The 12,934-nt window shown below is 66.7% G+C and carries 10 protein-coding genes; 6 read left to right on the top strand and 4 right to left on the bottom strand.

Features of this window, described 5'->3' with window-relative positions; genetic code table 11:
- The first annotated feature begins 161 nt into the window (after positions 1-161).
- Both AC1D2H_RS10010 and AC1D2H_RS10015 read left to right on the top strand, forming a co-directional pair.
- Complete coding sequence (locus AC1D2H_RS10010) at positions 162-3,188, top strand: sensor histidine kinase (protein WP_478010821.1); 3,027 nt, start codon at positions 162-164, stop codon at positions 3,186-3,188.
- The gene (locus AC1D2H_RS10015) at positions 3,185-4,993 is read left to right on the top strand and encodes a response regulator (protein WP_478010822.1); all 1,809 of its coding nucleotides are present in this window, start codon (positions 3,185-3,187) and stop codon (positions 4,991-4,993) included. The genes AC1D2H_RS10010 and AC1D2H_RS10015 overlap by 4 nt, the downstream gene beginning before the upstream one ends.
- A 65-nt stretch (positions 4,994-5,058) precedes the next feature.
- On the opposite strand, the gene AC1D2H_RS10020 is transcribed toward AC1D2H_RS10015, so the two are convergent.
- The 4 genes from AC1D2H_RS10020 to AC1D2H_RS10035 are packed head-to-tail and all read right to left on the bottom strand — an operon-like array spanning position 5,059 to position 8,324.
- Positions 5,059-5,454, bottom strand: a complete 396-nt coding sequence (locus AC1D2H_RS10020) for a tautomerase family protein (protein WP_477936176.1) — start codon at positions 5,452-5,454, stop codon at positions 5,059-5,061.
- A gap of 52 nt (positions 5,455-5,506) precedes the next feature.
- Positions 5,507-6,436, bottom strand: a complete 930-nt coding sequence (locus AC1D2H_RS10025) for an AraC family transcriptional regulator (RefSeq protein ID WP_478010823.1) — start codon at positions 6,434-6,436, stop codon at positions 5,507-5,509.
- Positions 6,437-6,456: 20 nt separating this feature from the next.
- Complete coding sequence (locus AC1D2H_RS10030) at positions 6,457-7,665, bottom strand: MFS transporter (RefSeq protein ID WP_478010824.1); 1,209 nt, start codon at positions 7,663-7,665, stop codon at positions 6,457-6,459.
- A complete protein-coding gene (locus AC1D2H_RS10035; RefSeq protein ID WP_478010825.1) occupies positions 7,662-8,324 on the bottom strand; it encodes a DUF1579 family protein in 663 nt (220 codons plus the stop codon). The genes AC1D2H_RS10030 and AC1D2H_RS10035 overlap by 4 nt, the downstream gene beginning before the upstream one ends.
- A 442-nt stretch (positions 8,325-8,766) precedes the next feature.
- Here AC1D2H_RS10035 and AC1D2H_RS10040 point away from each other — a divergent pair, with 442 nt between their 5' ends.
- The 4 genes from AC1D2H_RS10040 to AC1D2H_RS10055 all read left to right on the top strand — a co-directional run bounded on the left by AC1D2H_RS10040 (position 8,767) and on the right by AC1D2H_RS10055 (position 12,908).
- Positions 8,767-9,525, top strand: coding sequence for a PEP-CTERM sorting domain-containing protein (locus AC1D2H_RS10040; protein WP_478010826.1), 759 nt, complete (start codon positions 8,767-8,769; stop codon positions 9,523-9,525).
- A 164-nt stretch (positions 9,526-9,689) separates the two neighbouring features.
- Entirely contained in the window at positions 9,690-12,524 is a 2,835-nt protein-coding gene (galA, locus tag AC1D2H_RS10045; RefSeq protein WP_478010827.1) for a beta-galactosidase GalA, read from the top strand.
- Positions 12,524-12,748, top strand: coding sequence for a hypothetical protein (locus AC1D2H_RS10050; RefSeq protein ID WP_478010828.1), 225 nt, complete (start codon positions 12,524-12,526; stop codon positions 12,746-12,748). Before galA ends, AC1D2H_RS10050 begins: the two co-directional genes overlap by 1 nt.
- Positions 12,726-12,908 carry a hypothetical protein gene (locus AC1D2H_RS10055; protein ID WP_478010829.1) on the top strand — a complete coding sequence of 61 codons (183 nt, stop codon included), beginning with the start codon at positions 12,726-12,728 and terminating at the stop codon, positions 12,906-12,908. Before AC1D2H_RS10050 ends, AC1D2H_RS10055 begins: the two co-directional genes overlap by 23 nt.
- Positions 12,909-12,934: the final 26 nt, after the last annotated feature.

Genomic DNA, 12,934 nt, shown 5'->3' on the forward strand with positions numbered 1-12,934 from the left:
TCAGGCTTTTGCGGGATCACCAACGGGTACAGGCATGTTGATCCACCGGCAGCGCCTTATCGCGATACGCTGCTTGCCTTCTGGCCAGCGGCAAAGGATTCCAAGTGAGTCAACTGGTAGGCCGACCTCAAAGATGCCTCCTGCCAGGCCTGACCCTGGCATTGGCGCTGCTTGCCTCGCTCCCCGCCCGCGCGCTCGATCCACCCCTGCAGATCTCGCAGTACGCCCACACCTCGTGGACAGCCCGGGACGGCGCCTTGCTGGGCCTTGTCTTCACGATGGCGCAGACGCCCGACGGCTATCTCTGGGTCGGCGGGTCATTTGGCATGTTTCGCTTTGACGGCCTTCGCTTCGTTCCCTGGCAACCCCCTCAGGGCCAATCGCTACCAGACAATCCCTACGCCCTGTTGGTCGCCCGTGACGGAACGCTGTGGATTGGCACCTTCAATGGCGTTGCCAGCTGGAATGGTGTCGAACTGACGCGGTATCCGCAAATCGCCGGCGGCTTCGTGACGTCCTTGCTCGAAGATCGCGATGGGACGATCTGGGTCGGCCTGCTTGGGAACCCGGGCCGGCTTTGCGCGATCCGTGCTGGGCAGGCCGAATGTTTCACGCAGGACGGCGGCTTCGGCCAGTTTGTCTGGAGCCTGGCCGAAGACGGTGCGGGGGTGCTGTGGGCGGGTGCGGACTCCGGCCTCTGGCGATGGAAACCCGGGCCTCCGCAGCGATTCGAGACGCCCGGCATGCGCGTGGGTGACCTGAGCACGACTGCCGATGGAGAGTTGCTGGTCGGCATCCGGGGCGCAGGGATCAAGCGGATGGCCGGCGACAAGTTGCTGCCTTACCCGACGCAAAACGCCGCCAGGCCCGTCAAGTTGCTCCGTGACCGCGAGATCAAGTCGAACAAGTTGCTGCGCGCTCGCGATGGCGGTCTTTGGGTCGGGACCGAGGGCAACGGCATCGTCCATCTGCAAGAGGGCAAAGCGGACGCGTTCACCCGTGCAGATGGCCTCTCGGGCAACATTGCCTGCAGTCTCTTCGAAGACCGCGAGGGCAACATCTGGTTCGGCAGCGAGAAGGGGGTGGACCGTTTCCGGAAGCTGCCAGTCACCACTGTTTCAACGCCACAAGGTCTGCCCAACGAGGCAACGAAGGCCGTGCTGGCCACCACGGACGGCAGCGTCTGGGTGGCAACGAACGATGGACTTGCCCGGTGGAAGGGCGGCATACCTGCCGTTTACAAGGAACGCGAGGGGCTGCCGGATGCAAAGGTGCAGTCGCTGCACCAGGACGCCGACGGGCGCCTCTGGGTGAGCACGGGCCGTGGCCTGGCCTATTTCGCGGCCGACCGCTTTGTCGCCGTCAGCGGCGTGCCGGGCAAGGAGTTCTACTCCATCACGGCGGACGCGGCGGGCCACCTCTGGCTGTCGGGCAACGAAGGCCTCGTGCGGCTGCACAAGGGCCGATTCGTCGAAAGCATTCCGTGGACCGCGCTCGGACGCCGGCAACAAGCCAAGGTCATCGTCGCCGATGGCGACGGCCTGTGGCTGTCCTTCTGGCAGGACGGCGGAGTGTTGTATTTCAAGGATGGGAAGGTCCAGGCGAGTTACACGGCCGCGCAAGGACTGGGGGCGGGCCATGTCGCGGGCCTGCGGCTCGATGCCGACGGGGCCGTGTGGGCGGCCACGGAACAGGGCGGCCTGAGCCGGATCAAGGACGGCCGCGTCACCACGTTGACGGTGGGCAATGGCCTGCCCTGCAATACGGTTCACTGGTCGACGTTGGACGACAACGGCTCGCTGTGGATGTACGCGTCCTGCGGACTCGTGCGGGTCCTGCGTGACGACCTCGCCGCCTGGATCGCCGACCCGGGCCACCGGGTCGCGCCCAAGCTCTGGGGCGCCGCGGATGGCGTGCCGTTGCTGGCTTTTACGCCGGCCTACTTCAACCCTCCGGTGGCGAAAGGCCCGGATGGCAAGCTCTGGTTTGTGTCGGGCGCCGACGTCCAGGTGATAGACCCCGATCACCTGCCCATCAACCCGCTGCCTCCCCCGGTCCACATCGAGACGCTCGTCGCCGACCAGCAGGCCTATGCCGTCGCCAACGGCCTGCACCTGCCCCCGCTGGTGCGCGACATGACGATCGCGTTCACCGCGCTGAGCCTCGTCGATCCGAAGAGCACGCGCTTTCGCTACCGGCTGGAAGGGCACGACAACGATTGGCAGGAGGCCGTCGACAGGCGCCAGGCCACTTACACGAATCTGCCGCCGGGAAACTACCGCTTCCACGTGAAGGCGGCCAACAACAGCGGCGTGTGGAATGAGGATGGCGCGCAGGTCGAGTTCGCCATTGCGCCGGCCTTCTACCAGACGAGCTGGTTCCGCTTCGCCGTGGTGGTTGTGCTGCTGGGCCTGGCCTGGAGCGGTTTCCAGCTCTGGCTGCGCATGCGCATCCGGCGGCTGCACCGGCAGTTCGAGGCGAGGCTGGAGGCGCGCGTGGCCGAGCGCACGCGCATCGCCCGCGACCTGCACGACACGCTGTTGCAGCATTTCCACGGGCTGCTGCTGCAGTTCCAGGCGGCGTTCAATCTGCTGCCCGACCGGCCGCGCGAATCGAAGCAGGTCCTCGCGAGCGCCATCGACCGGGCGGCCGAGGCGATCACGGAGGGCCGCCACACCGTGGAAGGTTTGCGGGCCTCGGCGCTGGAGACGAACGACCTCGCGGACGCCTTGCGGGCGCTCGCCGAGGATCTCGCGAACGAGAACGGCCATGCGACATCGGCCCATGTCGAAGTGCAGGGCAGGCCGCAGGCTCTGCATCCCGTCGTGCGTGACGAGGTCTTCCGCATCGCCGGTGAGGCGCTGCGCAACGCCTTCCATCACGCCGACGCGACGCATATCGAGGTTGAGATCCTCTACGACGCACGGCAACTGCGCGTGCGCGTGCGCGACGATGGCAAGGGCATCGCCCCGGAGGTGCTGCGCACCGGCGCGAAGGAGGGGCACTTCGGCTTGAGCGGCATGCGCGAGCGCGCCGCACTCGTCGGCGGCACGCTCACCATCAGCGGCCTGGACAAGGGCACGCAATTGGAGTTCAGCGCTTCCGGGTCGCGGGCGTACAGTCAACCGTCATCCACCAAGTCGTGGTTCCTCAACAGGAAGCTGGCGGCCAACGAGACCGGCGAATGAGCGAAGAACTGACCCGCATCCAGGTTCTCTGCGTCGACGACCACCCGATCGTGCGGCAGGGCATCGCCACGCTGCTCGGCGTGGAGCCGGACATGGTCCTCGTGGCCGAAGCGGCGAACGCCCGCGAAGCGATCCAGCATTTCCGCGCCCACCGCCCGGACGTCACGCTGATGGACCTGCAGATGCCCGGCATGAGCGGGCTCGACGCCATCGGCGCCATCCGCGCCGAGTTCCCCGCCGCGCGCATCATTGTGCTCACCACCTATGCCGGTGACGCCCAGGCGCAGCGCGCCTTGCAGGCCGGTGCCTGCGGCTACCTGCTGAAGAACGCCCTGCACAAGGAGTTGCTCGACGCCATCCGCGCCGTGCACGCAGGCCGACTGGCACTGCCCTCGGAGGGCTCGTTCGAGCTGGCGGGTCAAGTCGCGGACGTGGCCATCACGCCGGCCGAGATCAGCGTGCTGCGGTTCATCGCGCAGGGCAACGCCTACGCGGAGATAGCCCGGGCGCTTGCGCTCAGTGAAGAGGCGGTCGAAGGCCAGGTGAGGAGCATCCTGGCCAAGCTGGAAACGCCGGGCGCCACGCAAGCGGCGGCGGTTGAAACCGACGGCGGCCTGCTCCAGGCCGAGCGCGCTGCCCGGCACGCCGCCGAGGCAGCCAACCGCGCGAAAAGCGAATTCCTCGCCGGCATGAGCCACGAGCTGCGCACGCCGCTGAATGCCGTCCTTGGCTACGCGCAACTGCTGACCATGGAGGGCGGCCTGAGCCCGCGGCAGGCGCGCGGCCTGGACACCATCCACCAGAGCGGGCAGCACCTGCTGGCGCTGATCAACGACATCCTCGACCTGGCGCGCATCGAGGCCGGCCGAACCGACCTCAACCCAGAGCCGGTGAACCTGTCCGGTCTGCTGCGATCGGTCGTGAACCTCATGCGAGTGAAGGCCGACGAGAAGCGCCTGGCCTTCGTGTTCGAGGCCCAAGCGGATTTGCCCGACGCCGTCCTGGCCGACGAGCGCCGATTGCGCCAGGTCCTGCTGAACCTGCTGAGCAATGCGATCAAATTCACCGATACCGGCACGGTCGCGTTGCGCGCCTGCGCCGAGCCAAGGGGCCCAGCTGAGGTGCAGCTGCGGCTGGATGTTGAGGACACCGGTGTCGGCATGCGCTCCACCGATTTGGAACGCATATTCAAGCCCTTCGAGCAGGTGGGCGACGCGCAGCGCCGCAGCGGCGGTACGGGACTGGGACTTGCAATCACCCGGGCGTTGGTGAACGACATGGGCGGACAAGTGCACGTGAGCAGCGAGTTTGGTCGCGGCACCCAATTCCGCGTGGAGCTGCCGCTGCCAGTAGTCCAGCCGACGGAGCTCGCCTCGCGGAACACGCCTGGCGTCGCGCGCTACTCGGGGGCTCCGCGCCGGGTACTTGTTGTAGACGACGTGGAGGCGAACCGCACGCTGATGTGCGATTTCCTCACCCGTGCCGGATTCGAAGTTGCTCAGGCCAGCGATGGCAGCGAGCTGCTGGCAGCTGCGAGGAGCTTCCGGCCAGACCTGATCGTGATGGACAGCGTGATGCCATCCGTGGGCGGTGTGGAGGCCACGCGCCGCCTTCGGGGAGAAAGCGATCTGGCTGCTGTGCCTGTCATCGCGGTCTCGGCCTCGGCCACCGCCGAGCACCGTGCCGCATGCCTGCAGGCCGGAGTGAATGTGTTCCTGACCAAGCCCGTGTCCCTGGACGCGCTGCGCACGCACATCGGAGAGCAGCTCGGTCTGCAATGGCAGTCAACCGCAAGCGCTGACTGAAGGGTGGATTGGCTGAGGAGACCAGGCCAATCTTCAAGAAAAAGCTGTTCGCTACTCTTTGAGAGTTAGATCGCGTGCTGGAACCGGTACTCCTGCGTTCGACCTCCATACCCGTAGGCCGTCGGCCGGACATCCTGCACGTAGACATAGCTCTCGGGATGCAGGTTGCCGAGCAACTGAGCAAAAGCCTCGAATACCTCCGAAACGTAAAGAGCCTTCTCAGCCTTGGTGTTGGTCTCGTCAACCACCTTGATGTCGAAATAGAAGCTGCTCTTGCGTTGCTCAGCCAGCGACGTGCCGCCAACGATCCAATGGTGAGGATCGACGTACTCGATGGCGATAGCAGTGAGCTCAGGCTTCTTTTTGAGAATGCGGCTCGTCTTTTCGAGCAAGAGGCTGGCGATGCGGGCGCTCATTTCCGGCGAAGGCGTCGCGCTGACTTTGACGTTGATGATGGGCATCGTGTCTCCAAATGATTGGCCGTGAAACTAGGCGAATGGACGGGCAGACCGGTCAGCCGCCCTGCCAGCGCAGCGTTCCCGGCGGAACGCCGAACAGACGCTTGAATGCGCGGCTGAAGGAAGCTTCAGATTCGTAGCCCAGCCGCTGCGCGATATCCGAGACGGTCAATCTCCCATGACGCAACCACGCACCGGCAACATGCATGCGCCAGTGCGCGATATACCGTGCTGGAGACAACCCTACCGCGGCGGTGAAGCGCTCGGTGAAGACCGACCGCGACAGGCCAGCGATCTTCGCCAACGCCACGACCGACCAAAGATGGCCCGGCTGGTGATGAATTGCGGCCAGCGCTCGGCCTATCGGCGCATCGCGCGCTCCGGCCAGCCACCCCTTCAGATCTCCCGCGTGGGTCTCGGCCCAGCCGCGCACCATGGCCGTGACCACTGCATCGGCGAGCCGCGTCATCATCGTGGCGGCGCCTACACGTTGCGCGGCCACCTCGGCGGCCATCAAGGACAACAGCGCCGGTAGCGCAGGGTCGCTCGCTTCGGTATGCCGCAGCACCAGCACTTCGTCCATCAGCTGCGTCAGGGGGTGCACCGCCGGCTCGTCGAACTCGAGCGCGCAGCAGACGATCAGTGAGCGTGCGCCGCCACCGCCAGCGCGCATGTTGTGCGTGGTCGGACCGACCGAATCCTGGTCGAATTCCTCGAGCGGCCGGGCCGGCGTGGTGGGGGCGTCGGCGATCGCATGGCCAGTGCCGCGCGGCAACAGCGCAACATCGCCCGGGCCGATCCAGAATGGCTCGCGCGCAGGCAGTCTCAGCCAACATCCGCCCTGAACAACGAAATGGAAGCACACGCCGCTCTGAAGCGGGATCTGCACGCCCCATGGCGCCGTCATGTCGGTGCGACAGTACGACGCGCGCACCAGCCGCAGGTCCTGCAGAACGGGGTTCAGCAGATCGAGGTCCGGTGTCATTGGATCGGCCCGGTGTGTGCTCATGACCAATGAGTGTGCGCGGGCTGCGCGGGTGAGTGCAGAACGGGGTCTTCCGGCGCGGCAAGACGCCTCGTAATCCAAGTCGCGGGCAGCGCGAGCGCGCACAGCAACAGTGCCGCCTGCATCGGCGCCTCGACGCCGTATCGCGCCAACGCCACGCCGCCGCCTAGCGCTCCGGCTGCGATGCCTGCGTTGACTGCGGAGGCACTCAACGAGGCTGCGAGGTCTGCACCCGGACCTGCGAGGCCGACGACGCGCAATTGGATCGCCGGAACCATGCCAAAGCCGGCGAGTCCCCAGGCACCCAGTGCGAGCAATGCCACCACGGGGTTCGAGCCGAAGAGGTAGAAGAGGCCAAGCACGATGACCAGGAGCACGTTCGCCGCCACCAGCGTCAATCCTGCATCGCGATCGGCAAAGCGCCCCCCGAGGAACATGCCGACGGCGCTGGCAATGCCGTAGGCGAGAAGATAGAGGCTGATCGTCGCTTCCGATGCGCCGCTGATCTGCTTCAAGTAGGGCGCGATGAAGGTGAAAGCGCTGAACTGCCCACCCATCAGCAGCGCGGCCAGCCCCAGCAGCGCCAACACGCGCGGCGCGAAGGCTGCGCGCGCCTGCATGCCGAACGTGCCGGCAGGGCGTGCGCTTGAGCGCGGCACGCAGTAAAGCGTTCCCACCCAGGCCGCGGCACCGACAGCGACGACTGCCATGAAGGCCGTGCGCCAACCCGTCGCCTGCGCCACCCAGGTGCCCAGCGGCACGCCCAGCACGGTCGCGACGGCAACGCCGCCAAAAACCATCGCCATGGCTTGGCCGCGCTGCTCCGGACGCACGAGCCCGGCCGCGACCACCGAGGCCGCGCCAACGAAGAGCCCGTGCATGGCGCCGGTTACGAAGCGCGCGAACAGGAGCAGGCCGAACTCACGCGCGACGATCACGAAGAGATTGAATGCGACGAACGCCGCGAGCGACAGCGCAAGCACCGAGCGTCGCTCAAGGCGCGTGGTCAGCGCGGTAGCGATGGGACCACCGATCGCGATGCCCAGTGCATAGGCCATCACCAGATAGCCGGCACGGTCGATCGACGTGCCGAGGTCGCGCGCAACCAAGTCCAGCACGCCAACGATGACGAACTCTGCCGTACCGAAAGCGAAGGCACCGAGCGCCAGCACCATCAGTGCTGCGCGCGCATCGGACGGCTGGCTCACGGCGCGGTGCGCGTATAGACGGCGCGGGTGGCCAAGGCCTCCTTGTGACCGGGTCGCGTGAAGTAGAGCTCGATAACGTGGCGGTCCTGCCCTTCAATGCGTATCACGGTACGCATCGGGATCGTCTTGCCGACGAAAGCCTCACCTGCCACACCCTGATCGACAAACGTGCCAAACAGGTCAAGCCGTATTTGCGGCCCCGATCCGGTGAGGCTGACGTACCGCATCATTCCGGCGTTTGCTTCGTCGATCGTGACCCATTCGTAGCGCGCGGCCATGTTGTCGTAGCCCAGCCAGCCGCGGCGCCAGTAGCGAGACTTGTCCAGCGTGCCTTCGGTCGTGTCCTCGAGGTAGCGCCCCCCGGCCACCCACTGGCGGCGCGTAACAAGGTCATCCGAGGTGATAGGCGGTGCATCGGCGCTCCGGCCGAGGGTGGCGTAGACACCCATCTGCACGCGCCAGGTGCCAGCCAGCGGAGCTAGCGTGGCGTGGCCTCGCCCTGGCAGACCACGACGCAGCCAAGGCGGCAAGTCAGCGGACACAGCCAGGGACGGCGCCGTACCGATCTCCTTGTCCTGGGCATGCGTGACGCCGAGCATCATGCCGATCGCCACGACGCTGATAACCGTTGCGCGCATGCGCTTCCAGAGAATCTTCACATGAGCCCTTTCGTGAGTACGAAGGCCCACTTTGCCCATTGCTGCGACGCAGGGCCATGGCCCGCCGACCGGTTTGATTGGCTGTTCGTCCTGCGTGATGCTCAGCGAGATTGATCGATGACGTGCTATCTGCCCCCCAAGGCGCCGGGCTTCTCGATCACGACGAATGCAGAGTCGCTTGAGCTCTGTCTTTTCCAAGCCTGAAGCGGGCCTATCGCAACCCACCGTCGCGGGCCTGACGATCACGTTCCGAACGCGGCGCACTCCCACCTCGAACGAAGGCAGGAAGCCGCAAGGACCCTTGCGCTGGGGGTGATAGGTGTTTTTACTGGTATTACCAATATACAGATTTGAGAAACTGGTCATACCGCGCAAGCGCTGTACCGGCGTTATGCGATGGGCGGGCGCGGCACCCGAACCCGACGACAACACTGGAGACACCATGCTGAATCGATACAAGACCGTCTTAGCTGCCTCGCTGATCGCTGCATCCCAACTGGCTGCCGCCGACATGGCGGAGGTGAGGATTTCGAACTTGACGCTGTCAACCTCAGGTGGCGAATGGTGGTACTACCTGCCCACAGAGGTGGAGTGGGTTTCCAAGACCGCAGGTGCATCCAGCGCTCTGCTGAATCCCAGCTTCAATGACAGCGTTATCGGATGGCACGGCAATGCGCTGGGCGCCTCGGTAGCGAACCAAATGTCCTCGGCCCAGGCCGGCCTCACCGCCAAGACTTCCAGCGACCTCAATGGCGTGACGGCATTTGCCTCCGTCCAAGTCGACGGCGGCCAGTCCGGATGGGCTTTTGCCAAGGTTTTCGACGGCCAGATCATGGTGAGCGGCAACACCACGATCACGGTCAGCGCCACGCTGGACGGCATCCACGCCAGCGGTTCGATGGCGCAGGCCAACGCCTACATCGAACTGTGCAGCACCGACTTCGTCACCGATACCTGCGATTCGGCCAACTACGTCGAAGCCTTCATCGACGCCAGCTCGCCTAACTACGGGGGCCCCACCCTTCTGACCGCCTCCTGGACCAATCCCGGGGCCACCACCTGGGCAAAGATGCGCATCGGCCTGACCGCCTCCGCGGACTCCGTGTCCGCCGTCCCGGAACCGACCACCACAGCCCTCTGGCTGCTCGGCCTGGCAGCCGTGGGCATCAGCGCACAGCGCCGCCGCCGCCGCAACGATTAACTGGCTCGTCTCCGAGTCGGCCAGGCACACGTTGACCTGGTTTTGTCGCGCGGTCTTCAAAAGGGGCCGCGCGACCTATTTTTTCCTCGATTGAGCCCCGCCCGGACCTCCGCAGCCGCCGGGGCTTTTCCATTTCGAGCGCCCGATCCATAGAGAGTTGAGTCATGCCCCGCGCGTCTTGCATCCCGTATTGGCTGATTGCCACGATCGTCGCCCTGCTCGCACTGGCGACAGGCCCCGCACAGGCCGCTGGCCGCGAGCGCCTCTCGCTCGACAGTGGCTGGCTCTTCCACCGCGGCGACGTGCCGATGCCGGCGGTCAAGGGCCATGGCATGAGCTATCACAACGGCAAGGCCAACGGCGCCTGGGGCGCTGCCGCCGCCGATTTCGACGACTCCAGCTGGCGGCGCGTCGACCTGCCGCATGACTGGGCAGTCGAGAACCCGTTCGACCGCAACGAGAACGCGTCGCAGGGCTACCGCCAGCGCGGCTTCGGCTGGTACCGGCGCTACCTGCCCCTGCCCGAATCCGACCGCGGCCGCCACATCGAACTGCAGTTCGATGCCATCGCCACCCACAGCACGGTCTGGGTCAACGGCATCGTCGTCGACCGCAACTGGTCGGGCTACAACGGCCGCAGCATCGACATCACGCCCTATGTCCGCTACGGCGCCGACGCCAACACCATCGCCGTGCGCGTCGACGCCGAAGCTCAGGAGGGCTGGTGGTACGAGGGCGCTGGCATCTACCGCCACACCTGGCTGGTCAAGCGCGACGCGCTGCACATCGCCACCGACGGCCTGCATGCCAACCCGGTCAAGCAGAACGGGCGCTGGACCATTCCCGTCGAGGTGACGCTGCAAAGCAGCGCCAAGTCCGAGCGCAGTGGTGTTGTCGATGTGGTCGTCATCGATCCATCCGGCCGCGAAGTCGCCAAGGCCAGCACGCGCGCGCGGGTCAGCGGGCTCGAGTCGGCCGTCGCACGCATGAAGCTCGATGTGCGCGAGCCCAGGCTGTGGTCGCTGGCGCAGCCCCATCTCTACCGTGTGCGGGCGACGCTGCGCGACGGTGCGAAGGAACTCGACCGCACCGAGGTGCAGACGGGCTTTCGCAGCATCCGCTTCGACGCGGACCGCGGCTTCTTCCTGAACGACCAACCGGTGAAGCTGCAAGGCGTCTGCGTCCACCAGGACCATGCCGGCGTCGGCGTCGCCGTGCCGGAGGCCATCTGGGAGTTCCGCCTGCGCCGCCTGAAGGAGATGGGCACCAACGCGATCCGCTTCTCGCACAACGCGCCCGCGGCCGAGGTGCTGGATATCGCCGACCGGCTGGGCCTGCTCGTCATGGACGAGAACCGCAACTTCAATCCCTCGCCCGACTACCTGAAGCAGCTGACCTGGATGGTGCGCCGCGACCGCAACCACCCGAGCGTGATCCTGTGGTCCATCTTCAACGAGGAGCCGCTGCAAAGCACGGAGCCGGGCTACGAGATGGCCAGCCGCATGGTTGCCGCGATCAGGAAGCTCGACCCAACGCGGCCCGTCACGGGCGCGATGCACGGCGGCCTGTTCACCGACCTGAACGCGGCCGATGCGCTCGATGTCGTCGGCGTGAACTACCAGATCGGCGCCTATGACGGGTATCACCAGAAGCACCCCAAGCGACCGATGACGAGCACCGAGGACACCGCCGCCTACATGACGCGTGGCGAGTTCACGAGCGACCGCGCCGGCCAGGTGTTCGGCAGCTACGACGACGAGCCCTCCTCCTGGGGCAACACGCATCGCCAGGCCTGGCGTGCCATCGGCGAGCGGCCCTTCATCGCCGGCAGCTTCATCTGGACCGGCATCGACTACCGCGGTGAACCGACGCCCTACGAGTGGCCCAGCGTCGGCTCCTTCTTCGGCGCGATGGACCTGGCCGGCTTCGCCAAGACGGCGTTCTGGATCCACCAGGCGCAATGGGTGAAGGACCGCCCGGTCGTCAAGCTGGTGCCGCACTGGAACTGGGCCGGCCGCGAAGGCCAGGCCGTGCACGTGATGGTCGCCAGCAACGCGCCGCGCGTGCGGCTGCTGCTCAACGGCGTGGTCGTCGGCGAACAAGATGTCGACCCCTACGAGATGGCGAACTTCAAGGTGACCTATGCACCGGGCCGCATCGAGGCCGTGGCGCTCAAGGACGGCAAGGAGATCGCGCGCGACACCGTCGAGACGAGCGGCGCGCCCGCCCGCCTTGTGCTGACGCCGGACCGCCCTGCCCTGGCCGGCGACGGGCTGGACGCCATGCCGGTGACGGTCAGCGCCGTCGACGCCCAGGGCCGGCCAGTGCCGACGGCGAACGCCCGCGTGCGCTTCGAGCTCGATGGCCAGGCCAACCTCATTGGTGTGGGGAACGGCGACCCGAACTCTCACGAGCCCGACAAGGCCAGCGAGCGCAGCCTGTTCAACGGGCTGGCCCAGCTCATCGTGCAGGCCCGGCGCGACGGCCGCGGCGAGCTGAAGCTGCGCGCATCTGCCGACGGCCTGCAACCCGCAGAAGTCGTGCTCAAGCTGCAGCCAGCCGCCGCGCCGCCGAGCGTGCCGACGGCCGAGCCGACGACGCCGCTGCTGAGCTGGCGTGTCTCACCGGCCCACGCCACCCGTCCTGATCCGAATGTCGTGCTGGCCGAGACCGACATGAACTCCTGGGGCTGGGACGAGCCGCCCATCCGCCGCGGCGCAGAGGCGCAGGCCTTTCGTCTCTACCGCGGCAGCGTGCAGGTGCGCGCCGACCGCAACGACGGCCGCGCGCAGCTCGTCTTCGGCAGCATCGCCGGCAAGGCCGAAGTGTGGGTGGACGGCGTCAAGCTCGCCGACAAGGCCGGTGCCGAGCCGGCGCCCTTCGCTGTGACCCTGCCTCAGGGCGGCCCGCGCCGCCAGGTGACCGTACTGGTCGAAGCCACGGCCGGACAGCCCTCCGGGCTGTGGGGCCGCGTCGTCCTCGAACCGGGCGCCCGCTGATGCTTCTCGCCGTTCTCGCAATGACGCTGGGCCTGCTCGCACTGCAGGCCCAGGCCACCCGCCTGTCGAGCCTTGTGGACGGCGCCTGGCGCTTCCGCAAGGACGCTTTCCTCCTGTGGCGCGCCTGGTGGCAGCGCGAACCGGTGGTGCACCTGGCCAACCGCCGCGCCAGCGTGCGGCGCGCCGGGCCAGTCATTGTGAATGGCCTACAGCAATGCGCGTGAACTGAGCCTGGAGGTCAACGGCCACCCGGCGCGGCAGGCCAAGGTCGTCGACTGCATTGCAGTCTGGCCACAAGTGGCGCTGTCAGCGGGCCGCGCGATGCTGCGCGTGCGCGACGAGCATGGCAATACCGACAGTATCGAATGGACCGTTCAACCCTGAGCTCAGCGCACCAACATGACAACCGG

Source organism: Roseateles sp. P1_C1_2 (genome assembly GCF_056406535.1).

Coding starts and splice junctions, on each gene's coding strand:
- AC1D2H_RS10055 (WP_478010829.1), top strand. CDS start 12,726: ATGGCCTACAGCAATGCGCGTGAACTGAGCCTGGAGGTCAACGGCCAC.
- AC1D2H_RS10050 (WP_478010828.1), top strand. CDS start 12,524: ATGCTTCTCGCCGTTCTCGCAATGACGCTGGGCCTGCTCGCACTGCAG.
- AC1D2H_RS10040 (WP_478010826.1), top strand. CDS start 8,767: ATGCTGAATCGATACAAGACCGTCTTAGCTGCCTCGCTGATCGCTGCA.
- AC1D2H_RS10020 (WP_477936176.1), bottom strand. CDS start 5,454: ATGCCCATCATCAACGTCAAAGTCAGCGCGACGCCTTCGCCGGAAATG.
- AC1D2H_RS10015 (WP_478010822.1), top strand. CDS start 3,185: ATGAGCGAAGAACTGACCCGCATCCAGGTTCTCTGCGTCGACGACCAC.
- galA (WP_478010827.1), top strand. CDS start 9,690: ATGCCCCGCGCGTCTTGCATCCCGTATTGGCTGATTGCCACGATCGTC.
- AC1D2H_RS10025 (WP_478010823.1), bottom strand. CDS start 6,436: ATGACACCGGACCTCGATCTGCTGAACCCCGTTCTGCAGGACCTGCGG.